Origin of the sequence: Pseudomonas sp. B22129, from assembly GCF_044218875.1 — a bacterium.
Classification (GTDB): domain Bacteria; phylum Pseudomonadota; class Gammaproteobacteria; order Pseudomonadales; family Pseudomonadaceae; genus Aquipseudomonas.
On the sequence record NZ_CP162592.1, the window covers coordinates 2,613,613 to 2,639,455 of the forward strand.

At 61.8% G+C, this 25,843-nt stretch carries 21 protein-coding genes; 13 read left to right on the plus strand and 8 right to left on the minus strand.

Annotated features, from left to right (window positions below):
- Positions 1 to 52: 52 nt before the first annotated feature.
- The 4 genes from treC to AB4P94_RS11915 all read left to right on the plus strand — a co-directional run bounded on the left by treC (position 53) and on the right by AB4P94_RS11915 (position 5,985).
- Entirely contained in the window at positions 53 to 1,699 is a 1,647-nt protein-coding gene (gene treC, locus AB4P94_RS11900) for an alpha,alpha-phosphotrehalase (RefSeq protein ID WP_395610676.1), read from the plus strand.
- Between the two features lie 74 nt (positions 1,700 to 1,773).
- Complete coding sequence (locus AB4P94_RS11905; protein WP_395610677.1) at positions 1,774 to 2,994, plus strand: maltoporin; 1,221 nt, start codon at positions 1,774 to 1,776, stop codon at positions 2,992 to 2,994.
- A 178-nt stretch (positions 2,995 to 3,172) separates the two neighbouring features.
- Positions 3,173 to 5,704 (plus strand): phosphoenolpyruvate--protein phosphotransferase, encoded by a 2,532-nt coding sequence (gene ptsP, locus AB4P94_RS11910; RefSeq protein ID WP_395610678.1) that lies wholly within the window; start codon positions 3,173 to 3,175, stop codon positions 5,702 to 5,704.
- A gap of 2 nt (positions 5,705 to 5,706) precedes the next feature.
- On the plus strand, positions 5,707 to 5,985 hold the full coding sequence (locus tag AB4P94_RS11915; RefSeq protein WP_395610679.1) for a PTS glucose transporter subunit IIB: 279 nt from the start codon (positions 5,707 to 5,709) through the stop codon (positions 5,983 to 5,985).
- 150 nt (positions 5,986 to 6,135) lie between these two features.
- Here AB4P94_RS11915 and mltF read toward each other — a convergent pair whose 3' ends face one another.
- A complete protein-coding gene (mltF, locus tag AB4P94_RS11920; RefSeq protein WP_395610680.1) occupies positions 6,136 to 7,596 on the minus strand; it encodes a membrane-bound lytic murein transglycosylase MltF in 1,461 nt (486 codons plus the stop codon).
- A gap of 287 nt (positions 7,597 to 7,883) precedes the next feature.
- On the opposite strand from mltF, the gene purL reads away from it, so the two are divergent.
- The 4 genes from purL (at position 7,884) to AB4P94_RS11940 (ending at position 13,784) form a co-directional block, all read left to right on the plus strand.
- Complete coding sequence (gene purL, locus AB4P94_RS11925) at positions 7,884 to 11,780, plus strand: phosphoribosylformylglycinamidine synthase (protein WP_395610681.1); 3,897 nt, start codon at positions 7,884 to 7,886, stop codon at positions 11,778 to 11,780.
- A 4-nt stretch (positions 11,781 to 11,784) separates the two neighbouring features.
- Positions 11,785 to 12,096, plus strand: a complete 312-nt coding sequence (locus AB4P94_RS11930; protein ID WP_395610682.1) for an NGG1p interacting factor NIF3 — start codon at positions 11,785 to 11,787, stop codon at positions 12,094 to 12,096.
- A 552-nt stretch (positions 12,097 to 12,648) separates the two neighbouring features.
- Positions 12,649 to 12,951, plus strand: a complete 303-nt coding sequence (locus AB4P94_RS11935) for a transposase (protein ID WP_014717988.1) — start codon at positions 12,649 to 12,651, stop codon at positions 12,949 to 12,951.
- A gap of 8 nt (positions 12,952 to 12,959) precedes the next feature.
- Positions 12,960 to 13,784: an IS3 family transposase gene (locus AB4P94_RS11940; RefSeq protein ID WP_395611313.1), complete on the plus strand. Its 825-nt coding sequence runs from the start codon at positions 12,960 to 12,962 to the stop codon at positions 13,782 to 13,784.
- A 73-nt stretch (positions 13,785 to 13,857) separates the two neighbouring features.
- Here AB4P94_RS11940 and nagE read toward each other — a convergent pair whose 3' ends face one another.
- The 7 genes from nagE to AB4P94_RS11975 form a co-directional block, all read right to left on the minus strand.
- Entirely contained in the window at positions 13,858 to 15,564 is a 1,707-nt protein-coding gene (gene nagE, locus AB4P94_RS11945) for an N-acetylglucosamine-specific PTS transporter subunit IIBC (RefSeq protein WP_395610683.1), read from the minus strand.
- Positions 15,565 to 15,589: 25 nt separating this feature from the next.
- Positions 15,590 to 18,100 (minus strand): phosphoenolpyruvate--protein phosphotransferase, encoded by a 2,511-nt coding sequence (gene ptsP / locus AB4P94_RS11950; protein WP_395610684.1) that lies wholly within the window; start codon positions 18,098 to 18,100, stop codon positions 15,590 to 15,592.
- A 29-nt stretch (positions 18,101 to 18,129) separates the two neighbouring features.
- Entirely contained in the window at positions 18,130 to 19,140 is a 1,011-nt protein-coding gene (locus tag AB4P94_RS11955; protein WP_395611322.1) for an SIS domain-containing protein, read from the minus strand.
- A complete protein-coding gene (gene nagA / locus AB4P94_RS11960) occupies positions 19,133 to 20,239 on the minus strand; it encodes an N-acetylglucosamine-6-phosphate deacetylase (protein ID WP_395610685.1) in 1,107 nt (368 codons plus the stop codon). The genes AB4P94_RS11955 and nagA overlap by 8 nt, the downstream gene beginning before the upstream one ends.
- A 10-nt stretch (positions 20,240 to 20,249) precedes the next feature.
- Positions 20,250 to 21,008 carry a GntR family transcriptional regulator gene (locus AB4P94_RS11965; protein ID WP_395610686.1) on the minus strand — a complete coding sequence of 253 codons (759 nt, stop codon included), beginning with the start codon at positions 21,006 to 21,008 and terminating at the stop codon, positions 20,250 to 20,252.
- Positions 21,009 to 21,270: 262 nt separating this feature from the next.
- Positions 21,271 to 21,774 (minus strand): murein L,D-transpeptidase family protein, encoded by a 504-nt coding sequence (locus tag AB4P94_RS11970; protein WP_395610687.1) that lies wholly within the window; start codon positions 21,772 to 21,774, stop codon positions 21,271 to 21,273.
- A gap of 36 nt (positions 21,775 to 21,810) precedes the next feature.
- Positions 21,811 to 22,359, minus strand: a complete 549-nt coding sequence (locus AB4P94_RS11975) for an NUDIX hydrolase (protein ID WP_395610688.1) — start codon at positions 22,357 to 22,359, stop codon at positions 21,811 to 21,813.
- A gap of 146 nt (positions 22,360 to 22,505) precedes the next feature.
- Between AB4P94_RS11975 and AB4P94_RS11980 the strand changes: the two genes are divergently transcribed.
- The 5 genes from AB4P94_RS11980 (at position 22,506) to purT (ending at position 25,748) form a co-directional block, all read left to right on the plus strand.
- The gene (locus AB4P94_RS11980; RefSeq protein WP_016971944.1) at positions 22,506 to 23,108 is read left to right on the plus strand and encodes a CoA pyrophosphatase; all 603 of its coding nucleotides are present in this window, start codon (positions 22,506 to 22,508) and stop codon (positions 23,106 to 23,108) included.
- A 35-nt stretch (positions 23,109 to 23,143) separates the two neighbouring features.
- Entirely contained in the window at positions 23,144 to 23,668 is a 525-nt protein-coding gene (locus AB4P94_RS11985) for a gamma carbonic anhydrase family protein (protein ID WP_395610689.1), read from the plus strand.
- Positions 23,665 to 23,880, plus strand: coding sequence for a DUF1289 domain-containing protein (locus AB4P94_RS11990; RefSeq protein ID WP_395610690.1), 216 nt, complete (start codon positions 23,665 to 23,667; stop codon positions 23,878 to 23,880). Before AB4P94_RS11985 ends, AB4P94_RS11990 begins: the two co-directional genes overlap by 4 nt.
- Positions 23,881 to 24,029: 149 nt before the next feature.
- Positions 24,030 to 24,497: a preQ0 transporter gene (locus tag AB4P94_RS11995; protein WP_395610691.1), complete on the plus strand. Its 468-nt coding sequence runs from the start codon at positions 24,030 to 24,032 to the stop codon at positions 24,495 to 24,497.
- A gap of 69 nt (positions 24,498 to 24,566) precedes the next feature.
- Positions 24,567 to 25,748 (plus strand): formate-dependent phosphoribosylglycinamide formyltransferase, encoded by a 1,182-nt coding sequence (gene purT, locus AB4P94_RS12000; RefSeq protein WP_395610692.1) that lies wholly within the window; start codon positions 24,567 to 24,569, stop codon positions 25,746 to 25,748.
- Positions 25,749 to 25,843 lie beyond the last annotated feature (95 nt).

The window sequence follows — 25,843 nt, forward strand, 5'->3', positions numbered from 1 at the left end:
GCTCGCGAAGAGGCCCTAAAGGCCTGCACACAAATAACTGAAGGAACCCACCATGCAAAACTGGCAACACTCGGTGATCTACCAGATCTACCCAAAAAGCTTTCACAGCCACGCGGGTAACGCCACCGGTGACCTGCTGGGCATCGTGGACAAGCTCGACTACCTCAAATGGCTGGGCGTCGACTGCCTGTGGATCACCCCGTTCCTGCGCTCGCCGCAGCGCGACAACGGTTATGACATCAGCGACTACTACGCCATCGACCCCAGCTACGGGACCATGGCCGATTGCGATTTGCTCATTGCCGAAGCGGCCAAGCGTGGCATCAAGCTGATGCTCGATATCGTGGTCAACCACACCTCCATTGAGCACGAATGGTTCCAGCAGGCGCGCAGCAGCCTCGACAACCCGTACCGCGACTTCTACATCTGGCGCGACCAGCCGAACAACTGGGAATCCAAGTTCGGCGGCTCGGCGTGGGAATACGAAGCGCAAACCGGCCAATACTTCCTGCACCTGTTTGACCACACCCAGGCCGACCTGAATTGGGACAATCCCAAGGTGCGCGCCGAGGTGTTCAAGCTGATGCGCTTCTGGCGCGACAAAGGCGTGGGCGGTTTCCGCCTGGACGTGATCAACCTGATCTCCAAACCCGCCGATTTCCCCGAAGACAACACCGACGGCCGCCGCTTCTACACCGACGGCCCGAATGTGCATGAATACCTGCAGGAAATGCACCGCGAAGTCTTCGAAGGGCATGACCTGATCAACGTCGGCGAGATGTCGTCCACCAGCCTTGAACATTGCATCCGCTACTCGAATCCTGCGTCGAAAGAGCTGTCGATGACCTTCAACTTTCATCACCTGAAAGTCGATTACCCGAACCTGCAAAAGTGGGTGAAGGCCGACTTCGATTTCCTGCAGCTCAAGCAGATTTTCTCCGACTGGCAACTGGGCATGCAGGCCGGTGGCGGCTGGAATGCGCTGTTCTGGTGTAACCATGACCAGCCGCGTGTGGTCTCGCGTTTTGGCGACGACGGCGAACACCATGTGGTGTCGGCCAAGATGCTTGCCACCGCGCTGCACTTCCTCCAGGGCACGCCGTATGTGTATCAGGGCGAAGAGCTGGGCATGACCAACCCCGGCTTCAACAGGATTGAGCAGTACCGCGATGTCGAGACGCTGAACATCTTCCGTCTCAAGCGCGATGCGGGTGAGGCCGAGGCGTCAAGCATGGCGGCGATCATGCAGAAGTCCCGCGACAACGGTCGCACGCCGATGCAGTGGAGCGCCGAGGCAAATGCCGGCTTCAGCACCGGCGAACCATGGATCGGCATCCCGGCCAACGCCGCGCAGATCAACGTCGAAAGCCAACTGGATGACCCGGATTCGGTGCTGCATCACTACCGCGCGTTGATCGCTTTGCGTCGCCACGAACCACTGATTCAGGAGGGTGTGTACCGCCAGCTGCTGCAAGACCACCTTCAGGTCTGGGCTTACCTGCGTGAAGGCCATGGCGAGCGCTTGCTGGTGCTCAACAACTTCTATGGCACGCCGTGCGAAATCCAGCTGCCCGACCACGTGATCAATGCCGCGCACGAGCAGCGCCTGCTGATCAGCAATTACCCCGATTGCCCGCTGCGCACGGCCACGGTGACGTTGCGTCCTTACGAATCGTTTGTGCTGCACCTCAAGGACTGAGACCCGTTTCAACCCCTGCCCGGGAGTGCAGGGGGCTTCACCCAAAACATAATAAAAAAATATTGGAGTGCTTCATGAAAACAACAATAAAGCTGGGCCTCATTGCGTCTTGTCTCAGTGCACCTTTCGCCGCCCAGGCCCTGGAGTTTGCCGGTTACCTGCGTAGCGGCGCGGGCACTTCAACGGGCAGCGGCAAGCAGCAGTGTTTTCAGTTGCCGGGGGCGCAATCCAAGTACCGCTTGGGCAACGAATGTGAGCAGTACGCGGAACTGGAATTGCGCCAGGATTTGCTGACCCTCGACGACGGCTCGGTACTCAGCGTGGACGCCATGGCATCGCTGTACAACAAATACGACCGTGCCCTGAAATTCCAGGGCGAAGACAACGGCTCGGCGCGCATGCCGCAGATGTATGCGCAGTGGTCCAACTTGCCCAGCCTCAACGGCGGTTCGGTGTGGGCCGGCCGGCGTTACTACAAACGAAATGACATCCATATTTCCGACTTCTACTACTGGAACCAGAGCGCCACGGGCGGCGGTGTGGAGGACGTGAAAATCGGCGACCTCAAATACAGCTACGCCATTTCCCGCAAGGACAACCTGTACCAGAAGGAATACGCGACCCGTCACGACTTCAACGTGGCAGGCTTCAAGACCAACCCCGGCGGCGAGCTGGAATTGGGCTTGAGCTACATCGACAAAGCGGGCGGCCGCGATGCCAACAGCGGTTGGGCGATTACTGCGCAACACGTGCAAAAGCCTTTCCTGGGCGGCAAGAACAAGTTCGCCTTGCAGTACGGCGAGGGGCCCGGCACCGGCCTCGGATACACCGGCGACACCACGCTGGACAAGAGCAGCAAAAGCTACCGCGCGGTGGAGTTTTTTGACTGGCAAGTGACGCCGCGTTTTGGCGGGCAGGTTGAGGCGGTGTACCAGAAAGACATTCGCCCCGGTTCGTCGGACCAGACGTGGATGTCCATCGGTGTGCGCCCTGCGTACGCGATCAGCGAGCAGTTCAAACTGGTCACCGAACTGGGCCATGATCAAGTCGAAGCCACTGGCGGCACGCGCAAGCTGAGCAAATTTACCTTTGCCCCGACCTGGTCGCCCAACGGCCCGGATTTCTGGGCGCGCCCCGAAGTGCGTTTGTATTACACCTACGCCACCTGGAACGAAGCCGCCAAGCGTGCGGCGAATGAACTGGCGGCGGGTTCGGCGTTGTCCGACACCGGCGCCTACGGCACGGCGCGGCATGGGTCGAACTTTGGTGTGCAAGTCGAATACTGGTGGAAATAAGAATGTGGGTGTACGCGGACTAATGTGGGAGCTGGCTTGTCGAATCGTCGCACCGCTGCGATGCAGGCGACTCGGTTTTTCATCAGGACCGAAGTGATGCCATCGCAGGCAAGCCAGCTCCCACATTGGATCGTTGTTCGCCCTATGATTTTTACAGAACAAAACAGCAGGTGAAGTCATGACCGCAACTCAACCCCTGGAACTGCTGGCGCCGTTGTCCGGTGTGCTGCTGGCGCTGGATAAAGTGCCAGACCCGGTGTTCGCCAGCCGCTTGATCGGCGACGGACTGTGCATCGACCCGACCTCGCAGACCCTCTGCGCACCGTTGGCCGGGGTGATCAGCAACATCCAGGACAGTGGTCATGCCGTCAGCATCACCGACGACAATGGCGTGCAGGTGCTGTTGCACATCGGCCTGGACACCGTAAACCTGGCGGGCCAGGGTTTCACGCGGCTGGTGCAGGAAGGCCAACGCGTGGAGGCCGGGCAGCCGCTGATTGAATTCGATGCCGACTACATAGCGCTCAACGCGCGCAGTTTGTTGACCTTGATGCTGGTGGTCAGTGGCGAGCCGTTTGTACTGCTGGCGCAGGATGACGGGCTGGTAGAACTGGGCCAGCCATTGCTGCAAGTTTCGCCGGGCGATGCGGTAGAAGAGGCTGGCGAGGAGGAGGGTGACGCCCTGTTCTCCAAACCGCTGACCTTGCCCAATGCCAACGGTTTGCACGCCCGTCCCGCTGCGGTATTTGCCCAGGCGGCCAAGGGGTTCAACGCGAGCATTTACCTGCACAAGCAAACCCAAAGTGCCAACGCCAAATCCCTGGTGGCGATCATGGCGCTGCAAACCGTAAAGGGCGACACCTTGCAGGTGAGCGCGGCCGGTGAGGATGCTGACGCTGCGATCAAGGCGCTGGTGACCTTGTTGGCCGAGGGCTGCGGCGAGACCGTGGCGGCAGTGGCTGAGGTGGTTGAAACCCTCACGCCCGTGTCGTCGGCGACCTTGCTGCGTGGCGTCTGCGCTTCGCCGGGCTCGGCGTTTGGCCAGGTGGTTCAGGTGGCGGAACCGGAGCTTGCGATCACCGAGCAGGGCGCCGGTGAACCCGCCGAGCGTGCTGCACTGGAGCGCGGCCTGCTGGCGGCCACCGAGGCGTTGCAAGCCTTGCAAGCCAAGGCGGTCGGCAGCGCTCAGGCCGAAATCTTCCACGCCCATCAGGAACTGCTCGAAGACCCGACCTTATTGGAGCAAGCCCACAACCTGCTGGCCGAAGGCAAAAGCGCCGCGTTTGCCTGGAACAGTGCCACCGTCGCGACCGCCACGCAGTTCAAGGCATTGGGCAATACACTGCTCGCCGAACGTGCGGCGGACCTGGCCGATGTCGGCCAGCGCGTGCTGAAACTGATCCTCGGCATTCAAGACAGCGCTTGGGATTTGCCCGAGCGTGCGATTCTGATTGCCGAGCAACTGACGCCGTCGCAAACCGCCAGCCTCGACACGCGCAAAGTACTGGGTTTTGTCACTGTCGGCGGTGGCGCGACCAGCCATGTGGCGATCCTCGCCCGCGCCCTCGGCTTGCCGGCCATTTGTGGTGTGCCGGTGCAGGTTTTAGCGCTGGCCAATGGCAAACAAGTCCTGCTGGATGCCGACAAAGGCGAACTGCACCTGGACCCGAACCTGGCTGAAATCGAACAGCTGGAAGCGGCGCGCCAGCAGCAGATTCTGCGCCGTCAGCGCGACGTGGCCCAGGCGTCGTTGCCCGCCACCACCCGCGACGGTCATCACGTCGACGTCTCGGCCAACGTCGCCTCGTTGCAGGAAGTGGAGCAATCCCTGACCCTCGGCGGCGAAGGCGTCGGCTTGCTGCGTTCGGAGTTTCTCTACCTGGACCGCAACCGCGCGCCAAGCCCTGAGGAGCAGGCCGGTACTTACACCGCTATCGCCCGCGCGCTGGGCTCTGAGCGCAACCTCGTTGTACGGACGCTGGATGTCGGCGGCGACAAACCGCTGGCCTATGTGCCGATGGAGGCAGAAACCAACCCATTCCTCGGCCTGCGCGGCATTCGCCTGTGCCTGGAACGCCCGGAACTGCTGCGTGAGCAGTTCCGCGCGATTCTCGCCAGCGCCGGCTTTGCGCGCTTGCACATCATGCTGCCGATGGTCAGCCTGCTGTCCGAGCTGCATCTGGCTCGGCAAATTCTGGAAGAGGAAGCGCTGGCACTCGGGCTTACTGAGTTGCCCAAGTTGGGCATCATGATCGAAGTGCCGTCTGCGGCGCTGATGGCGGATGTCTTCGCACCCCACGTGGACTTCTTCTCCATCGGCACCAATGACCTGACGCAATACACCCTGGCCATGGACCGCGACCACCCACGGCTCGCCAGCCAGGCTGACAGCTTTCACCCGGCAGTGCTGCGTCTGATCGCCACCACCGTCAAGGCCGCCCATGCCCATGGCAAATGGGTGGGCGTGTGCGGCGCGTTGGCGTCCGAGGCGTTGGCCGTGCCGGTGTTGATCGGGCTGGGCGTGGATGAACTGTCGGTCAGCGTGCCGCTGATCCCGACTATCAAGGCCACCGTGCGCGAGCTGGACCTGGCCGACTGCCAGATCATCGCGCGCCAGGTACTCGGCCTGGAAGAAGCCGCGCAGGTGCGTGAGGCCTTGAGCCAATACCATGCGGCCACTGTTGAATCCTCACCTGTTCTGGAGCACTGAGCATGTTCGATAAATTGCAGCGGGCGTTCTGGAAAGCCCTGACGCCGGATTTGATCGCCGAAACCGTGGCGGCGCCGCAGCAGAGTCTGTTGTCGGCGGAGGTGCTGGCGGCGTTGGGCGGGGCGGAAAACCTCAAGTCACAACAGCGCGTGGCACTGACGCGGGTGCGGGTGCAGTTGCAGGATGCGGCGCGGATGGATGGTGGGGCGTTGAAGGCGGCGGGTGTGCCGGGTGTGATGGTGTTGACCGGCGGCGTGGTGCATCTGATCACTGGCCTTTAAGGCCACAACATATCAAATGTGGGAGCGGGCTTGCCCGCGAATACGGAGTGTCAGTCACCAGATGCATCGACTGACCCACCGCCTTCGCGAGCAAGCCCGCTCCCACACAAGCCCGCTCCCACAGGGTTTTGGGGTGTTTGGAAGGGGGCGTTACAACTGCGGGTTATCTTCCGGCGGCTTGGTCTTGTCCACACCCGGCACGTGCAAATTGCCTTCCACCACCTGGTTACCTTCCAGCTGCGGCTGGGTCACCCAAGTCAGAATGTCGTAGTAGCGCCGGATGTTCGCCACAAAGTGCACCGGCTCCCCACCACGTGCATAGCCGTAACGCGTCTTGCTGTACCACTGTTTCTGCGCCAGGCGCGGCAGCATCTTCTTCACGTCCAGCCACTTGTTCGGGTTCAGGCCGTCTTTCTTCGCCAGGGTGCGCGCATCTTCCAGGTGACCGGTGCCGACGTTGTAGGCCGCGAGCGCAAACCACGTACGATCCGGCTCAGCGATGCTGTCGTCCAATTCGTCCTTGATCTTGGCCAGGTACTTGGCGCCGCCCATGATGCTTTGCTTGGCATCCAGGCGGTTGGACACGCCCATCGCCTGGGCGGTGTTCTGGGTCAGCATCATCAGGCCGCGCACGCCGGTTTTGGAGGTGACCGCCGGTTGCCACAGTGATTCCTGATAGCCGATGGCCGCCAACAACCGCCAGTCGACCTTTTCTTCCTTGGCGTAAGCACGGAAATGCTTTTCGTATTTGGGCAGGCGCTGCTGCAAATGCTGGGCGAAGGTGTAGGCGCCGACATAACCGAGTACATCGACGTGCCCGTAATAGCGGTCTTTCAGGCGCTGCAACGTGCCGTTCTTCTCGACCTTGTCCAGATAGCTGTTGATCTCGTTGAGCAGGCTGTTGTCTTCGCCCGCCGCCACGGCCCAGCTCTGGTTGCTGGCGTTGCCGAGGTCGAAGGCCACGCGCACATTGGGGAAGTACACCTGGTTCATCGCGACTTCGTTGGAGTCCACCAGGGTCAGATCGATTTGCCCTTCGTCCACCATACGCAGCAAATCGACCACCTCAACGGCGTCGGACTCTTCGTATTCAATCGCAGGATTCTGCTTTTTAAGTGCCGCCAATTGCTCGGCGTGGGTGCTGCCCTTGAGCACCATGATCTTCTTGCCCACCAAATCCGCCGCGTTGGTCGGGCGGGACTGGCCGTTGCGGTAGATGATCTGCGGCGTCACTTCCAGGTAAGGGTGGGAGAAACGCACCTGTTGCTCACGCTGCTCGCTGCTGACCAGACCGGCGGCAGCCAATACCGGACCGTTGGGTTTACCCAGCTGACCGAACAGGTCGTCGAGGTTGTCGGCGGTCTCGATTTCCAGCTTCACACCCAGGTCGTCGGCAAAACGCTTGACCAGTTCATACTCGAAACCGGTTTCACCGTTGCGGTCTTGAAAATAAGTGGCGGGGCTGTTTCGGGTAATCACCCGCAATACGCCATCCTCCTTGATTCGCTCGAGCGTGCTGGGTTTATCAACACAGGCGCTGAGCATCAGGAAGAGTCCGGTTGCGAGGAGCCATTTGGCGCATCGCGGGCGCAAAGCAGTAGGGGAGAACATCTGCGCAGTATACGCAAACGCCCCCCCGCGCCATATCTCGACAGCAGGGGACTTGTCTGCTAGCGCCCGCAAAACCGGGCTGCAGCCCGCAGAAATGCGGGTTGGCGCGGGTTTGTGACGGTTAAAATAACTGCGCGCCAGCCCCCGGATTTCGCCCCGATACCGTGCAAACCGTGCCAACTGACGTTCGGCAACGGCCAGCGGTGCCGTTTCGGGTGCCGTTGGCGGCGGTTTACGCTAGAATGCACGGCCTCAAAGCACACCCCCTTCCCGAGGCTGTCCCGAAGATGTTGATCCTGCGCGGCGCTCCTGCCCTTTCTGCCTTTCGCCACAGCAAACTCCTTGAGCAACTGAGCCAAAAGGTTCCAGCGGTTACAGGCCTGTATGCTGAATTTGCTCACTTCGCCGACGTTACCGGCGTATTGACCGCCGACGAACAGCAAGTGCTGGCACGCCTTCTGAAGTACGGTCCAAGCGTTCCCGTTCAAGAGCCGACCGGCCGCTTGTTCCTGGTTCTGCCACGGTTCGGCACCATCTCGCCCTGGTCGAGCAAGGCCAGCGATATCGCCCGCAACTGCGGCCTGTCGAGCATCCAGCGTCTGGAACGCGGCATCGCCTTCTACGTGGCTGGCCAGTTCAGCGACGCTGAGGCCGAGCTGATCGCCAGCAGCCTGCACGACCGCATGACCCAGATCATCGTCAGCCAGCTGGAACAGGCTGCCGGCCTGTTCAGCCATGCCGAACCCAAGCCGCTCACCGCGATTGACGTGCTCGGCGGTGGCCGCGCCGCCCTCGAGAAGGCCAACACCGAGCTGGGCCTGGCCCTGGCCGAAGACGAGATCGACTACCTGGTCGACGCCTTCAACGGCTTGAAGCGCAACCCGCACGACATCGAACTGATGATGTTTGCCCAGGCCAACTCCGAGCACTGCCGTCACAAGATCTTCAACGCCAGTTGGGACATCGACGGCGAAAGCCAGGAAAAAAGCCTGTTCGGCATGATCAAGAACACCTACGTGATGCACAGCGAAGGCGTTCTTTCTGCTTATAAGGACAACGCCTCGGTGATCGTCGGCTCCGTTGCCGGCCGTTTCTTCCCGGACCCTGAAACCCGCCAGTACGGCGCGGTGCAGGAACCGGTGCACATCCTGATGAAGGTTGAAACCCACAACCACCCGACCGCAATTGCCCCGTTCCCGGGCGCCGCCACCGGTTCCGGCGGCGAAATCCGTGACGAAGGTGCAACCGGCCGTGGCGCCAAGCCCAAGGCGGGCCTGACCGGTTTCACCGTGTCCAACCTGCAGATCCCGGGCTTCGAACAGCCGTGGGAAGTGCCGTACGGCAAGCCAGAGCGCATCGTTACCGCACTCGACATCATGATCGAAGGCCCGCTGGGCGGCGCCGCGTTCAACAACGAATTCGGGCGTCCGGCGCTGACCGGTTACTTCCGTACCTTCGAACAGTCCGTCACCACCCCGCGTGGCGATGAAGTGCGCGGCTACCACAAGCCAATCATGTTGGCCGGCGGTATGGGTAACATCCGCGAAGAACACGTCAAGAAAGGCGAGATTCTGGTCGGCTCCAAGCTGATCGTCCTCGGCGGCCCGGCGATGTTGATCGGTCTGGGCGGCGGCGCGGCTTCCTCCATGGCCACCGGCACCAGCTCGGCAGACCTGGACTTCGCTTCCGTACAACGCGAAAACCCGGAAATGGAGCGTCGCTGCCAGGAAGTCATCGACCGTTGCTGGCAGTTGGGTGACAAGAACCCGATCAGCTTCATCCACGACGTCGGCGCCGGCGGCTTGTCCAACGCCTTCCCGGAGCTGGTCAACGATGGCGACCGTGGTGGCCGTTTCGAACTGCGCAACATTCCAAACGACGAGCCGGGCATGGCCCCGCACGAAATCTGGAGCAACGAATCCCAGGAACGCTACGTACTGGCCGTCGGCCCTGAAGACTTCGCGCGCTTCCAGGCCATCTGCGAACGCGAGCGTTGCCCGTTTGCCGTGGTCGGCGAAGCCACTGCCGAGCCGCAACTGACCGTTACCGACAGCCATTTCGGCAACAGCCCGGTGGACATGCCGCTGGAAGTGCTGCTGGGCAAAGCCCCGCGCATGCACCGTTCGGCCGTGCGTGAAACCGAGCTGGGCGATGATTTCGACCCAAGCACGCTGGAACTGGCCGACAGCATCGAACGTGTGCTGCACCACCCGGCCGTGGCAAGCAAAAGCTTCCTGATCACCATCGGCGACCGCACCATCACCGGCCTGGTGGCCCGTGATCAAATGGTCGGTCCGTGGCAGGTTCCGGTGGCTGACGTTGCCGTCACCGCCACCAGCTTCGACGTCTACACCGGTGAAGCCATGGCCATGGGCGAGCGCACGCCGCTGGCCCTGCTGGACGCCCCGGCGTCGGGCCGCATGGCGATTGGTGAAACCCTGACCAACATCGCGGCTTCGCGCATCGGCAAGCTGTCCGACATCAAACTGTCGGCCAACTGGATGTCCGCTGCCGGCCACCCGGGTGAAGACGCGCGGCTGTACGACACCGTCAAGGCCGTCGGCATGGAGCTGTGCCCTGAGCTGGGTATCACCATTCCGGTGGGCAAGGACTCCATGTCCATGGCCACTCGCTGGAATGAAGACGGCACCGACAAGAGCGTGACCTCGCCGCTGTCGCTGATCGTGACCGGTTTCGCGCCGGTCACCGACATCCGCCAGACCCTGACCCCGCAACTGCGCATGGACAAAGGCACCACCGATCTGATCCTGATCGACCTGGGCCGTGGCCAGAACCGCATGGGCGCCTCGATCCTGGCACAGACCCATGGCAAGCTCGGCAAGCAGGCACCCGACGTCGATGACGCCGAAGACCTCAAAGCCTTCTTCGCCGTGATCCAGGGCCTCAACGCCGACGGCCACCTGCTGGCTTACCACGACCGTTCCGATGGCGGCTTGCTGACCAGCGTTGTGGAAATGGCTTTCGCCGGTCACTGCGGCCTGAACATCGTGCTCGACAGCGTTGCCGAGGATGCATCTGAAATCAACGGCATCCTGTTCAACGAAGAGTTGGGCGCCGTGATCCAGGTTCGCCAGGACGCAACGCCAGACGTACTCGCCCAGTTCAGCGCCGCTGGCCTGGACGACTGCGTGGCCGTGATCGGCCAGCCGATCAATAACGGCGAGATCAACATCTCCTTCAACGGCGACACGGTGTTTGCCGGTCAGCGCCGCCTGCTGCAACGCCAGTGGGCCGAGACCAGCTACCAGATCCAGCGTCTGCGTGACAACGCCGACTGTGCCGAGCAGGAGTTCGACGTGATCCTGGAAGAAGACAACCCGGGCCTGAGCACCAAGCTCAGCTTCGACGTCAACCAGGACATCGCCGCGCCTTACATCAAAAAAGGCATCCGCCCACAGGTTGCCGTGCTGCGTGAGCAGGGCGTCAACGGCCAGGTGGAAATGGCGGCCGCGTTCGACCGCGCCGGCTTCAACGCGATCGACGTGCACATGAGCGACATCCTCGCCGGTCGCGTTGACCTCAACGAGTTCAAAGGCCTGGTGGCCTGCGGCGGTTTCTCCTACGGCGACGTGCTGGGTGCCGGTGAAGGCTGGGCCAAGTCGGCCCTGTTCAACAGCCGTGCCCGCGACGCGTTCCAGGGCTTCTTCGAGCGCAACGACAGCTTCACCCTGGGTGTGTGCAACGGTTGCCAGATGATGTCCAACCTCAGCGAACTGATCCCGGGCAGCGAGTTCTGGCCGCACTTTGTGCGTAACCGTTCCGAGCAGTTCGAAGCCCGTGTCGCCATGGTGCAGGTGCAAGAGTCCAACTCGATCTTCCTGCAAGGCATGGCCGGTTCGCGCATGCCAATCGCCATCGCCCACGGTGAAGGCCATGCCGAGTTCGAAAGCGAAGAAGCCTTGCTCGAAGCCGATCTGTCCGGTTGCGTGGCCATGCGTTTCGTCGACAACCACGGCAAGGTCACCGAGAGCTACCCGGCCAACCCGAACGGCTCGCCGCGCGGGATCACCGGCCTCACCAGCCGCGACGGCCGCGTGACCATCATGATGCCGCACCCGGAGCGCGTGTTCCGCGCCGTGCAGAACTCGTGGCGCCCGGAAGAGTGGAACGAAGACGGCGCCTGGATGCGCATGTTCCGCAACGCCCGCGTGTGGGTGAACTAAGGCCGTGTACAAGCTCGCCTTCTTCGTACCCGACAGCCATGTGGAGACGGTGAAAACCGCCGTCTTCGCTGCCGGCGGCGGGCGCATCGGCAACTACGACAGCTGCGCCTGGCAAGTGCCGGGCCAGGGCCAATTCCGTGCGTTGGACGGCAGCCAGCCGTTTATCGGGCAGGTTGGCCAGGTTGAAGCGGTTGAAGAATGGAAGGTTGAGCTGGTGGTGGCGGATGAGTTGATTGTGGCTGTTGTGGCTGCTTTGAAACTCAGCCATCCGTATGAGACACCGGCGTATGAGGTGTGGCAGTTGGCGGATTTTTGATTCGCGTGCTGCAAAAACAAGAAACCCGCTGGGCCAGTTTGGTCAGCGGGTTTTTTGTTGGCTGTGGGGGCCTCATCGCAGGCAAGCCAGCTCCCACATTTGAATGTATTCACAGATCAAAATGTGGGAGCGGGCTTGCCCGCGATGACGTCAGCCCAGGCACCTCAGATCTTTGCAGGCCCGCACATGGCCGCCACCCATCAACTGCAAGTGATGGTGGCAGCTCCTGTTTCTTACCGGAGGTTTACCATGATCAAAGACAGCCCAAATCCCCCATCTGATTCTCTACCCGCTGACCAACTCTTCACCGTAAGGCTCAGCCTCACCGGATGCTTGAAGGTATCCAATTGATGGTGGATCGAGTGTTGGATTTGAATGAGGTGACCGAACTCAAATCTTCCTGCGCCGGTTAAATCCATTCGCGAGCAAGCCCGCTCCCACATTTTGAATGTATTCACAGATCAAAATGTGGGAGCGGGCTTGAACTGGCCTAATGATTTTGGACACTTCAATCGGGCGCTATGATAGCGCCCAAATCTGAGGTGTTTGGATATGCGTAAATCTTATTCGAGTGAGTTCAAGCTCAAGGCTGCCAGCATGGTGCTGGATGAAGGTCAGCCGGTTACCGAGGTCTGTGCCAGCCTGGATATTGGCCCTACTGCTCTGCGCCGTTGGGTCGATCAAGTGCAAAAAGAACGCTTGGGCTCGACTCCGGTGGGAGCCAAAGCAATTACGGCTGATCAACGAGAGATCCAGAGACTCAAAGCCCTGCTCAGGGAGAAAGACCTGGACATTGAAATCTTAAAAAAGGCCAGTGCTCTCCTGCTTTTGGACGCCAAAGATCATTCACGCTGATCGATGAGCTGGACGAGCAGTACGGCGTTAAAAGGTGTTGCCGGGCGTTCGGGGTTAACCGCAGCAGCTTCTATGCCTGGCGCCAGCGCCAAGGCAGAGCAAATCCTGAGCGGGAAAAGCTCAAAGCCGCGCTGGTCAGGTACCACAAGGCGTCGAGAGAGTCGGCGGGCGCACGTACCTTGTCCAAGGAGCTGCAAGCCAAAGGACATCGTGTCGGACGTTATATGGCTCGCAACTTGATGCGCGAAGCTGGCATCGCTAGTCGTCAGCGCAGGCGCCATAAGTACAAGTCGCCGGGCGTGGAGGCCTTGGTGGCGCCGCATATGCTCAAGCGAAAGTTTGATGTGACGGCGGTTAATCAGGTGTGGTGTGGCGACGTAACGTACATCAAGGTCGGCAAGCGTTGGATGTACTTCGCCGCCGTTCTGGATCTGTACGCTCGCAGGATCGTAGGCTGGTCGTTCTCGATGATTTCTGATGCCAACCTGACCTGCGAAGCACTACGCATGGCGGTGGAGTTGCGTGGCCATCCCCAGGATGTGCTGTTTCATTCTGACCAAGGTTGCCAGTACACCAGCCATAAATTCAGAAACGCGCTTGTGAAACATGGATTTAGGCAAAGCATGAGCCGTAAAGGCGAGTGCTGGGACAACGCCCCGATGGAGCGTTTCTTTGGTAGTTTGAAATCCGAGTGGGTTCCTGAAACGGGCTACAAACTGGAACATGAGGCCCGGGCAGACGTGCAGCGCTATGTCTCGCGCTACAACATCAGCAGGCCTCACAGCTATAACGACTACAGGTCGCCGGTCGTGAAGGAAAGGGTGGCGGCGTGAACCGTAATCAGTGTCCAAGATTACTTGACCAGTTCAGCTTGCTCGCGAAGAGGCCAAAACAGTCACTACATGTCTACACCCTGGCCCCGACCTCATGGCCACTGACCAACCGCTCCAACGCTTCACCCAACCCAGACGCCTTGTCACCAATCAACAGGTGCCAAACCCCGCTGTCCAGCTGGCTCACACCCTGGCAGCCCAACGCACTGAGGTCAGCCTCAGACAACACCGAATCATCCTCCAGTTCCACCCGCAACCGGGTCATCGCCACGGCTTCCAGCTGGCGTACATTCCCGCGGCCACCCAGCGCGTGCAGCCACTTCTCGGCCTCTTGCACGTTCACCGCAACCGGCTTATCCACAGGCGCAACTGCGACAGGCGCACTGGCAACAAACGAAGGCATGGCCAGGCGAATTTCATCGGCAATGCTGTCGGCCATCGGCCCGACCACCACCTGCAAACTGCCGCCATTGCCGGGCCGAACCACCGCCATGGCGCCCAGTGCCTTCAGCTCGGCATCCACAGCTTTATTGCGATCCACCATATCCAGACGCAGGCGCGTCGTGCATGCGCCCACACTCAGCAAGTTGGCCGCGCCGCCCAGCGCACGGATGTAGGCGCTGGCCCGCTGGTTATCCGTCATCACCTCAGCCTGCACCACCTGGATATCTTCACGCCCCGGCGTCTTCAGGTTGAACCGGCGAATGCAGTAGTTGAACACGCTGTAGTAAATCACCGCGTACGCCAACCCGACCGGGAACACCAACCAGCCGTTGGTGGACTTGCCCCAACCCAGCACCATGTCGATAAACCCGCCCGAGAAGGTAAAGCCCAGGTGGATGTTCAGCAGGTTGGTCACCGCCATCGACAGGCCGGTCAGCACCGCGTGAATCAGGTACAGGAACGGCGCGAGGAACATGAACGCAAATTCAATCGGCTCCGTCACCCCGGTCAGGAACGAGGTCAGCGCCATGGACAGAAAGATCCCGCCCATGACCTTGCGGCGTTCCGGCAGTGCATTGCGGTACATCGCCAGGCACGCGGCCGGCAGGCCGAACAGCATCACCGGGAACATGCCGGTCATGAACTGGCCGCCTTTCGGGTCGCCGGCGAAGTAGCGGGTCAGGTCGCCGGTCACCACGGCGCCAGTTGCCGGATCGGTGAAGCTGCCAAACACAAACCACGCCATATTATTGAGGATATGGTGCAGGCCGGTGACGATCAGCAGGCGGTTGAATACGCCAAACACGAACGCGCCGAAGCTGCCGCTTTCCATCAGCAGCACGCCGAAGCTGTTGATGCCATGCTGGATCGGCGGCCAGATCAGGCCGAAGATCACGCCCAGCGCAACCGCCGAAAAGCCGGTGACGATTGGCACAAACCGTCGCCCGCCAAAGAACGCCAGGTACTCCGGCAACTTGATGTCCTTGAAGCGGTTATACAGCCCGCCCGCCATCAGGCCGCTGGCGATACCGGCGAGCATGCCCATGTTGATGGTGGTGTCCATCACCTTGAGCGTGGAGATCATCACCAGGTAACCGATGGCGCCAGCCAGACCCGCCGTGCCGTTGTTGTCGCGGGCGAAACCCACGGCAATACCGATGGCGAAAATCAGCGCGAGGTTGGCGAAGATCGCCTGCCCCGCGTCGTGCATCACCGCGATGTTGAGCAGGTCGGTGTCGCCCAGGCGCAGCAGCAGGCCGGCGATCGGCAGGATCGCAATCGGCAGCATCAGTGCGCGGCCCAGGCGTTGCAGGCCTTCGATGAAATGTTGGTACATGGCGAGTCTCCTTTTCTTGTTGTTGTCAGCTCAGCGGCCAGTGGTGTTGACAGGCTTGGCGAACGGCTTTGGCGCTGCTCAGGTCGAGCAGGCCTCGGCTGATTTGCCGGCATTGCGCCGCGTCCAGGTGGCGGACGCGGTCCTTGATTTCTCCGATCTGCAGCGGGCTCACCGACAACTCGCTGACCCCCAGCCCCACCAGCACGGGTGTGGCCAGCGGGTCGGAGGCGAGGGCGCCACACACGCCGACCCAACGCCCGTGTTTGGCGGCGCCGGCACAGGTTTGGGCGATCAGCCGCAGCAGCGCCGGGTGCAAGGCGTCGACCCGCGCGGCGAGGCCGGCGTGGTCGCGGTCCATGGCCAGGGTGTACTGGGACAGGTCATTGGTGCCGATGGACAAAAAGTCTGCGTGCCTGGCGAGTTGCTCGGCCATCAGCGCGGCGGCGGGCACTTCGATCATCACGCCCAGTTCGGGGCGCTGGGTCAGTTCCAGCTCGGCGCACAATTCGTCCAGGCGTTGGCGGATCTGCAGCAACTCATCCACTTCGCTGACCATCGGCAGCAGGATGCGGCAGCGCTCCAGCGGAGACACTTGCAGCAGTGCGCGCAGTTGCTGGTCGAGCACGTCCGGGCGTACTTGCGCAAGGCGGATCCCGCGCAGGCCCAGCACCGGGTTGGCCTCTACACGCAGCGGCAGGTAGTCGAGCTGTTTGTCGCCGCCCACGTCGATGGTGCGGATGATCACCGACTTGTCGCCCATGGCATCCAGCACGGCCTGGTAGGCGTGGCGCTGCTCCTGTTCGTCCGGCGCGGTGCGGCGGTCGACGAACAAAAATTCGGTGCGCAGCAGGCCAACGCCATCGGCGCCGTTTTCGAACGCCACCTGGGCTTCGGCGCTGGACGCCACATTGGCGGCAATTTCGATGGTCACGCCGTCGGTGGTGTGCGCCGGTTGTTGGGCCTGAGCCTGTTGCTGTTGGCGGCGCAGTTTTTGTGCATCGCGAATCTCGTGCACTTCGGCGTGGCGCGCCTCACTGGGCGCCAGTTCCAGGCGGCCGTTGGCGGCATCGAGTACCACGCGTTGGCCTTGGGGGATGTCGAGCACTTCATTGCCTAGCGCGACCACACAGGGCAAGCCTTTGCCCCGCGCAAGGATTGCCACGTGAGACGTCGCGCCGCCTTCGGCCATGCAAATGCCAGCAGCCTCTTGCGCACTCAGTTGCAGCAGGTCCGAGGGGGTCAATTCATGGGCGCTGATAATGGCGCCCGCCGGCAATTCGAAGTGCCAGGCTTCACCCAGCAGTGCACGCAACACACGCTGTTGCAGGTCACGCAGGTCATTGGCGCGCTCGGCAAACAACGGCTTGCCCAATGCCAGCAACACCGCGCACTGGGCCTGGATCGCATCGCGCCACGCGTGAGTGGCCGCGCTGCCGGTTTCGATGGCGCCGGTGGCGGCTTCCAACAGGGTCGGGTCTTCGAGCAAAGCCAGGTGCGCCGCGAAGATCTCTTCTTCCTCAACGTTTTTGCGCTGGCGGGCGTGGTCCAGGGTGCTGCGGATTTCACCGCGCACCTGTTCAAGGGCCGTGTCCAGGCGTTGCAGTTGTTCATCGGCGGCGTGGTGGCCGGTGTCTTCCGGCAGCTCGATGCCGGTCAGGCGGAACAGCGGCCCGCAGACCAGGCCCGGTGCCGCACACACACCTTGCAGCACATCGGCTTCGGTATTCATCCGCCGCGCAGCCACGACCACCGGCGCGTGATGTTCTTCTTTAACTGCGACTGACAACGCGGCCACCAACGCCTGCAAGGCGGCCTCGGCGTCCTTGCCGCGACAGCTCACGCGCACTTCGTCGCCCTCGCCAATCCCCAGCCCCAGCAAGCCAATCAGGCTGTCGCACGCGGCGGACTTACCGGCGTAATGCAGATGGGCCTGGCTGCTGAAACCTTGCGCAGTCTTGCGGATCAATGCGGCGGGCCGCGCATGCAGGCCGCCACGGTGGGTAATGCGCACGGTAGCGCGGACTTCGGTGACCGAGTTATCCACAACCGCCGGTTTGGCAGCGGTTGAACGCGCCACTATTTGCAACAACGGCTCGCCAACCTTGACGGCGTTTGCGGCGATGGGCAGCAGCTCAAAACCGTCGCCATTGGTCAGGATGATCAGGCTGACCAGGCTTTTGCACTGGCGCGCAATGCGGTCCAGGTCAAACTGCACCAGCGCCTGGCCCTTGCTGACCCGCGCGCCTTCTTTCACCAGCAATGCAAAGCCTTCGCCGTTGAGTTCTACCGTGTCGATGCCCACATGCATCAGCACTTCGGCGCCGTTTTCAGCGCGGATCGTCACGGCATGCCCGGTGCGCGCGACGTGAATGATCACCCCGTCACAGGGCGCGTGCAGGCAGTCGTTCAAAGGGTCGATGGCAATGCCGTCGCCCATGGCGCCGCTGGCGAACACTTCGTCGGGAACGTCGCCCAGGGTCAGCACCGGGCCACTGAGGGGGGCGCTGAGGGTCAATTCATTATTGTTGTAGGGCATGGGCACGGTACTCATCAGGAAAACGCGACTCAGTGAGTGCGGGTAACTTTGCTCAGGTGGCGCGGCTGGTCCGGGTCCATGCCCCGGGCAACCGCCAGGCCTGCAGCCATGACGTAAAAGCTTTGGATCGCCAGGATCGGGTCCAGGCTCGGGTGTTCGGCGCGGCTCAGGGTCAGGTCGCGTTCGGCGACGTCGTCCGGCGCGGCCAGCAATACACGGGCGCCGCGCTGGCGCATGTCGGCAGCCAGGCTCAACAGGCCGGCCTGCTCGGCACCGCGTGGGGCGAACACCAGCAGCGGGTAGTTCTCGTCGATCAACGCCATCGGCCCGTGGCGCACTTCGGCGCTGCTGAAGGCTTCGGCCTGGATCGCCGAGGTTTCCTTGAGCTTGAGCGCGGCTTCCTGGGCGATGCCAAAACCGGCGCCACGGCCGATCACGATCAGGCGCTGGCTGTCACGCAAAGCCTCAATGGCGGCGGACCAATCCTGAGTCGCCGCTTCACGCAAACCCTCGGGCAGGGCCTGGCAGGCTTGCAGCAATAACAGGTCCTGATTCCAGTGGCCGATCAACTGCGCGCTGGCGCTGAGGGTGGCGATAAAGCTCTTGGTCGCGGCCACGCTTTGTTCCGGCCCGGCACACAGTGGCACGTGGAATTCGCAGGCGGCTTCCAGTGGCGAGTCTTCGGCGTTGACCATCGAAATGCTCAAGGCGCCGCGCTTGCGCAGCAGGCGCAGGCTGTTGACCAGATCCGGGCTTTGCCCCGACTGCGAGAAGCCAAACGCTACCTGGCCGCTGACCTTTAACGGCGCCTGCAGCAAGGTCACCACCGACATCGGCAACGACGCCACCGGAATGCCCACGTGCTGCATGGCGATGTAGGCGAAGTAACTGGCGGCGTGGTCCGAGCTGCCCCGGGCGATGGTCATCGCCACTTGCGGCGGCTGGCGGCGCAGGCGGCCGGCGACTTCTTCCAGCATCGGGCCCAGGCGTTGCAGTTGCGCCGCGACGGCGTCGGAGGAGGCCAGGGCCTCTTCAAGCATTTTTGAAGTCAATGGTTTCTCCTTCGACCATTACGTCGGTGAGTGTCAGGGAGCGGTCCAGGCGCACGCAGTCGGCAAAGCTGCCGGGTTGCAGGCGGCCGCGTTCTTCCAGGCCCAGGTAGTCCGCAGGAAATTGCGACAGGCGTTGTGAGGCTTCGCTGATCGGCAGGCCGATTTTCACCAGGTTGCGCAGCGCCTGGTCCATGGTCAGCGTGCTGCCGGCCAGGGTGCCGTCGGGCAGGCGTACGCCGCCCAGGCATTTGGTCACGGTGTGGCTGCCCAGCTTGTATTCGCCGTCGGGCATGCCGGCGGCGGCAGTGGAGTCGGTGACGCAGTACAGGCACGGGATGGAACGCAGGGCCACGCGCATGGCGCCGGGGTGTACGTGCAGCAAATCCGGGATCAATTCGGCGTATTTGGCGTGGGCCAGGGCGGCGCCGACGATGCCTGGCTCGCGGTGGTGCAGCGGGCTCATGGCGTTATACAAGTGCGTAAAGCTGGTGGCCCCGGCGGCGAGGGCGGCGACGCCTTCTTCATAACTGCCCAGGGTGTGGCCGATCTGCATGCGCACACCGCGTTCGCTGAGGGCGCGGATCAGGGCGTCGTGGCCGGCGATTTCCGGCGCGATGGTGATCACCCGGATCGGGGCCAGGCGCAGATAGGCTTCCACTTCAGCCATCAACGCGGTGTGGGCGAAGTTAGGTTGCGCGCCGAGTTTTCCCGGGTTGATGTAAGGGCCTTCCAGGTGCACGCCGAGGACGCGGGCGCTGCCCGTCGGGCGTTTCTCGCAGAAAGTGCCGAGTTCGCCGAGTACACGGGAGATTTCCTCCACCGGCGCAGTCATGGTGGTGGCCAGCAGCGACGTGGTACCAAAGCGCACGTGGGTGCGGGTGATGGTCTCGAACGCGGCGGTGCCTTCCATGATGTCTTTGCCGCCGCCGCCGTGTACGTGCAGGTCGATAAAACCCGGCAGCACGTAAGGCAGGTCGTTTTCAGCCGGGTCGCAAGGCACGCCGTCGATGGCGATCACCTTGCCGTGCTCGTGCACCAGGCGGCCACGAACCCAGCCGCTGGGCGTGAGGATGTTGTCTTCGGACATGGGCAGTTCTCTAAATTCGCAGTTCAGCGGAATAGTCGTGGCGGCGCAGCTCTGCGACGAAGTCGTAGTAGTCGTTGCGGCAGTAGGTGTCGGTGATTTCAATCGGCGTGTTGTCGGCGGTGTAGCCCACGCGGGTCATCAGCAGCATGGCGGTGCCGGGGGCGATGCCCACCAGCCTGGCGAATTCGTCCGAGGCGTTGATGGCCTGCACATGCTGCAGTGCGCGGACGATGGGCTTGCCGATGCTTTCAAAGTATTCATACAGCGAACTGCCCAGGGCTTGCGGTTGCGGCAGTACCGACGCAGGGACGACGGTCATTTCAATCGCCATCACCGTGTCGTCGGCTTTGCGCAAACGCTTCATTCGCGCCACTTTGTCGCTGGTGGACAGGCACAGGCGGATCAGTTCTTCGTGGGTCGGCGGCGTGATGTCGCGTTCCAGCCACAGCGAGCTGGGCACGAACCCCTTGAGGCGCAGCATTTCGCTGAAACCGGAAAGGCGTGAGAGCGGTTGTTCCAGACGCGGTGTGATAAACGTGCCGGAGCCCTGGCTGCGGCGGATCAGGCCTTGCTCAAACAACACTTCCAACGCTTTGCGGGCGGTCACCCGCGAAATGCTCAGCTGTTCACTGAGGGCGCGTTCCGAGGGCAGTGCCTGTTCGGAGGTCCACTGGCCGGCGTGGATGGCCGCTTCCAGTTTGCGCGCCAATTGCAGGTACAGCGGCGTGGATTGTTTGTCGTCGGGGCGTAAGCCCAGGATGGGATTCATCGTTAAGGTTTCCGATGCGTTATTGGAGTGTTGTCGCCCGGTATTGGCCGGAAATTAATACCACTTAAATACCATGTCAATGCAGTCAAAACAGTGCAGACAATGGATTTAGGGCCCTGTAATGGGGCTTGCCGTGAAGTGGTATTAGAGAGGTCTGTATCGCGCGCAGAACGGCGCAGCCCGGCGCGGTGAACTGGTATTCACCGGCCGGCGCTGCCTGGGGCAGGAATTATTTTCGAATTATTTTACGAACGGTCGCGGATTACGGCCGGATCTCGATCATGGTGCCGTCTTTGACCAGGTTCCAGACTTCGCGCATATCCACGTTGCGCATGCCGATGCAGCCGTCGGTCCAGTCCAGGGTGTGAAACCACTGTTCCGGGTATTCCTCGGTGTCGGGGGTGCCGTGGATCATGATCATGCTGCCCGGCCTCACACCCTCGCGACGCGCGCGGGCGGAGTCGCTGATATTCGGGTAGGAAATGTGCATGGCCAGGTTGAAGCGGTCGCTGGTCTTGCGCCAGTCGATCCAGTAGAAGCCTTCCGGTGTGCGGCGGTCGCCTTCGAACTGTTTGGTGCCCTTGGGGTTTTTGCCGAGGGAAATGCGATAGGTCTTGAGCGGCTTGCCGTCGTTGATCAACTGCAATTGGTGGGCAGACTTGAGCACCAGGATTTTTTCGACAGGTTTGCCACCGAGGATTTGCACCGTGGAGGCTGAAGAAAAGGCCGCGAAAAACACGCAGATCAGAGCGAGCAACAGACGCATTAAAACGGTTTCCCTTAGCGGCCATTTGCCGGTTTTTTATTCGGTGGGTTTGCCCATGGGCGGTACAGCTTCGCTGCGCACCGGGAACGCCTGTTGGCGACGGTCGGCGAAAAAGTATTCTAGAGTACGCCCGACTGTGCGGAAAGCCAGCGCTGACCAAGGGATGTCGGCTTCATCAAACAGCTTCACTTCGAGGCTTTCGGGGCCGGCGGCAAAGTCGAGGTCAACCAGCTCGGCGCGGTAGAAAATATGCACCTGGCTGATGTGCGGCACGTCGATCAGGGTGTAGATGCTCAAGTTGCGCACGCGGGCACAGGCTTCTTCCAGGGTTTCGCGGGCGGCGGCCTGTTCCACGGTCTCGCCGTTTTCCATAAAGCCTGCGGGCAGGGTCCAGTAACCCAGGCGCGGCTCGATGGCGCGACGGCACAGCAGCACTTTGTCGCCCCACACCGGCACGGTGCCGGCGACGATATTGGGGTTCTGGTAGTGGATGGTCGAGCAGTGGTCACACACGTAACGCAGGCGGCCGTCGCCTTCGGGAATACGCTGGGTAACCGGTTTGCCGCACTGGCTGCAGAAGTTCATGCTGGGGTTCCTGGAGAGTGCGCCTATCTTGGCGTGGCAGGCGGGGCCCTGCAAGTTGTCGTTTAGCGACATGCCCAGGGTTTTGGGGTTGGGCACCCGCCCGCTTTGGTGCATGATGCAAGGTAGCCAACAGACCGAGATGACTCATGCTGGACGAGCTACTTCGCCGGGTAAGCAACCACACCCCCCACACGCTGGAAACCGACGGGCGTTTCCCCGAGGCCGCCGTGCTGGTGCCGATTACCCGCAGCGACGAACCCGAGCTGATCCTGACCTTGCGCGCCAGCGGCCTGTCGACCCACGGCGGCGAAGTGGCATTCCCCGGCGGGCGCCGCGACCCGGAAGACCCGGACCTGATCTTCACCGCCTTGCGCGAAGCTGAAGAAGAAATCGGCCTGCCGCCCGGCCTGGTTGAAGTCATCGGCCCGTTGAGCCCGCTGATTTCGCTGCATGGCATTCGGGTCACGCCTTATGTCGGGGTGATCCCCGATTACGTCGAATACCTGGCCAACGATGCCGAGATTGCCGCCGTTTTCAGTGTGCCTCTGGATTTTTTCCGGCAGGACCCGCGCGAACATACCCACAGAATCGACTACCAGGGCCGCAGTTGGTATGTGCCCAGTTACCGGTTCGGCGAATACAAGATCTGGGGGCTGACAGCAATCATGATCGTCGAGCTGATCAACCTGCTCTATGACGATGCCAAGATCAGCCTGCACCAGCCGCCCAAGAGCTTCATCAATATCTAAGCCATCGCTTGAATGGCCAGCCGTGAGGAAAAACCATGAAATACCGCCTGGGCGACGCCCGCGTCGAGACGCACCCGAAAAGCTGGGTGGCGCCGAATGCCACGCTGGTCGGCAAGGTCAAGCTGGAGGAGGGCGCCAACGTCTGGTTCAACGCGGTGTTGCGTGGCGACAACGAACTGATCCTGATCGGCAAGAACAGCAACGTGCAGGACGGCAGCGTGATGCACACCGACATGGGTTACCCGCTGACCCTGGGCACCGGCGTGACCATCGGCCATAACGCCATGCTGCACGGGTGCACGGTGGACGATTACAGCCTGATCGGCATCAACGCGGTGATCCTCAACGGCGCGAAGATCGGCAAACACTGCATCATCGGCGCCAATTCGCTGATCGGTGAGGGCAAGGAAATTCCGGATGGTTCCTTGGTGATGGGCTCGCCGGGCAAGGTGGTGCGTGAGTTGACCGAGGCGCAGAAAAAGATGCTTGAGGCCAGCGCCGCGCACTATGTGCACAACGCGCAGCGCTACGCGCGTGACCTGGCTGAGCAGGAAGAATGAACCCGATTGAACGCCCCGTCGCCTCGCCGTGCGTGAGCATTTGCGCGCTGGACGATGATGATATTTGCACGGGCTGCCAGCGTACGGTGGATGAAATTACGCGCTGGAGCCGCATGGACAATGCTGAGCGCCGGGTGGTGTTGGGGTTGTGCCATGAGCGGGCGGTGGCGAGTGGGTTGGTGTGGATGGTTTCCGGGAAATCTGGCGTCTGAACCACCGCTATCGCAGGCAAGCCAGCTCCCACAGTTTGAATTGTGAATACCTTCAAATGTGGGAGCTGGCTTGCCTGCGATGAGGCCCTGCCAGACGACATCCCTGTAATTGTGTACCCTGTGCGGCATTACCCACAGGTCCATCCCCCATGCTCTTCCTGATCGCCTACATCAGCAGCGTCGTGCTGATCAACTTCGCCTTCTCCACCGCGCCGCACCTGGACATCATCTGGTCCGCCTGGGGCGGCCTGGTCTTCATCCTGCGCGATATGGTGCAAACCCGTTTCGGCCATGGCGCAATCATCGCCATGTTGGCGGCGCTGGTGCTGTCGTACGTAACCTCCGACCCGGCTATCGCCCTGGCCAGCGCCACGGCGTTCGCGGTGTCCGAGTGCATCGACTGGCTGGTGTTCAGCATCACCAAGCGCCCGTTGCATGACCGCCTGTGGATCAGTTCGGCGCTGAGCATTCCCCTTGATACCTTTATCTTCTTCGGCCTGATCGGCGCACTCACGCCAGCCGTGGCGGGCACCGCGCTGGTGTCGAAATTCGCCGGGGTCACGGTGGTGTGGCTGATCATGGCCTGGCGCTTGCGCAAACGGGCTGTCGCCAACTGAGGCCAATTTTTACAGTTCATGTAAAATGCCGGCCTTTCTCCCCATGATCCGCTCCCCTGAGGACCTGAGATGACCCGAATCGGAACTCCATTGTCGCCAACCGCGACCCGCGTTTTGCTGTGTGGCTGCGGTGAGCTGGGCAAGGAAGTGGTAATCGAACTGCAACGCCTGGGCGTTGAAGTGATTGCCGTGGATCGCTACGCCAACGCGCCGGCCATGCAGGTTGCGCACCGTAGCCACGTGATCAACATGCTCGACGGCGCCGCCCTGCGTGCCGTGATTGAAGCCGAGAAACCGCACTTCATCGTGCCGGAAATCGAAGCCATCGCCACCGCCACCCTGGTGGAACTGGAAGCCGAAGGCTTCACCGTGATCCCGACCGCGCGTGCCACTTCGCTGACCATGAACCGCGAAGGCATCCGCCGCCTGGCCGCTGAAGAGCTGGACCTGCCGACCTCGCCGTACCACTTCGCTGACACTTTCGAGGACTACAGCAAGGCTGTGCAAGACCTGGGTTTCCCGTGCGTGGTCAAGCCGGTGATGAGTTCGTCGGGCAAGGGCCAGAGCCTGCTGCGCAGCGCTGATGACGTGCAGAAAGCCTGGGACTACGCCCAAGAAGGCGGGCGTGCCGGTAAAGGCCGCGTGATCATCGAAGGCTTTATCGACTTCGACTACGAAATCACCCTGCTGACCGTGCGCCACATTGGTGGTACCACGTTCTGTGCGCCAGTCGGCCACCGTCAGGAGAAGGGCGACTACCAGGAATCCTGGCAGCCACAGGCCATGAGCCCGATTGCGCTGGCTGAGTCCGAGCGCGTTGCCAAAGCGGTGACCGAGGCGTTGGGTGGCCGTGGCCTGTTTGGCGTGGAGTTGTTCATCAAGGGCGATCAGGTGTGGTTCAGCGAGGTGTCGCCGCGCCCGCATGACACCGGTTTGGTGACCCTTATTTCTCAGGACTTGTCGCAGTTTGCGTTGCACGCCCGTGCCATTCTGGGCCTGCCGATTCCGTTGATCCGTCAGTTCGGGCCTTCGGCTTCGGCGGTGATTCTGGTGGAAGGGCAGTCGACTCAGACGGCGTTCGCCAACCTCGGCGCTGCATTGAGCGAACCGGACACGGCGCTGCGCCTGTTTGGCAAACCGGAAGTGAATGGCCAGCGCCGTATGGGTGTGGCGTTGGCGCGGGATGAGTCGATTGAAGCGGCTCGGGCCAAGGCAGCCCGTGCTTCGAAGGCTGTCGTCGTAGAGCTGTAACCGAGTAGCGCCCTTCGCGAGCAAGCCCGCTCCCACATTTGACCGCATTCTCATGCTGGAACTCGGTCAAGTGTGGGAGCGGGCTTGCTCGCGAA

What these genes read in the sequence shown, in the direction of transcription:
- treC (WP_395610676.1), top strand. Translation starts at nt 53, where the DNA reads ATGCAAAACTGGCAACACTCGGTGATCTACCAGATCTACCCAAAAAGC.
- AB4P94_RS11905 (WP_395610677.1), top strand. Translation starts at nt 1,774, where the DNA reads ATGAAAACAACAATAAAGCTGGGCCTCATTGCGTCTTGTCTCAGTGCA.
- ptsP (WP_395610678.1), top strand. Translation starts at nt 3,173, where the DNA reads ATGACCGCAACTCAACCCCTGGAACTGCTGGCGCCGTTGTCCGGTGTG.
- AB4P94_RS11915 (WP_395610679.1), top strand. Translation starts at nt 5,707, where the DNA reads ATGTTCGATAAATTGCAGCGGGCGTTCTGGAAAGCCCTGACGCCGGAT.
- mltF (WP_395610680.1), bottom strand. Translation starts at nt 7,596, where the DNA reads ATGTTCTCCCCTACTGCTTTGCGCCCGCGATGCGCCAAATGGCTCCTC.
- purL (WP_395610681.1), top strand. Translation starts at nt 7,884, where the DNA reads ATGTTGATCCTGCGCGGCGCTCCTGCCCTTTCTGCCTTTCGCCACAGC.
- AB4P94_RS11935 (WP_014717988.1), top strand. Translation starts at nt 12,649, where the DNA reads ATGCGTAAATCTTATTCGAGTGAGTTCAAGCTCAAGGCTGCCAGCATG.
- nagE (WP_395610683.1), bottom strand. Translation starts at nt 15,564, where the DNA reads ATGTACCAACATTTCATCGAAGGCCTGCAACGCCTGGGCCGCGCACTG.
- ptsP (WP_395610684.1), bottom strand. Translation starts at nt 18,100, where the DNA reads ATGCCCTACAACAATAATGAATTGACCCTCAGCGCCCCCCTCAGTGGC.
- AB4P94_RS11955 (WP_395611322.1), bottom strand. Translation starts at nt 19,140, where the DNA reads ATGCTTGAAGAGGCCCTGGCCTCCTCCGACGCCGTCGCGGCGCAACTG.
- nagA (WP_395610685.1), bottom strand. Translation starts at nt 20,239, where the DNA reads ATGTCCGAAGACAACATCCTCACGCCCAGCGGCTGGGTTCGTGGCCGC.
- AB4P94_RS11965 (WP_395610686.1), bottom strand. Translation starts at nt 21,008, where the DNA reads ATGAATCCCATCCTGGGCTTACGCCCCGACGACAAACAATCCACGCCG.
- AB4P94_RS11970 (WP_395610687.1), bottom strand. Translation starts at nt 21,774, where the DNA reads ATGCGTCTGTTGCTCGCTCTGATCTGCGTGTTTTTCGCGGCCTTTTCT.
- AB4P94_RS11975 (WP_395610688.1), bottom strand. Translation starts at nt 22,359, where the DNA reads ATGAACTTCTGCAGCCAGTGCGGCAAACCGGTTACCCAGCGTATTCCC.
- AB4P94_RS11980 (WP_016971944.1), top strand. Translation starts at nt 22,506, where the DNA reads ATGCTGGACGAGCTACTTCGCCGGGTAAGCAACCACACCCCCCACACG.
- AB4P94_RS11985 (WP_395610689.1), top strand. Translation starts at nt 23,144, where the DNA reads ATGAAATACCGCCTGGGCGACGCCCGCGTCGAGACGCACCCGAAAAGC.
- AB4P94_RS11990 (WP_395610690.1), top strand. Translation starts at nt 23,665, where the DNA reads ATGAACCCGATTGAACGCCCCGTCGCCTCGCCGTGCGTGAGCATTTGC.
- AB4P94_RS11995 (WP_395610691.1), top strand. Translation starts at nt 24,030, where the DNA reads ATGCTCTTCCTGATCGCCTACATCAGCAGCGTCGTGCTGATCAACTTC.
- purT (WP_395610692.1), top strand. Translation starts at nt 24,567, where the DNA reads ATGACCCGAATCGGAACTCCATTGTCGCCAACCGCGACCCGCGTTTTG.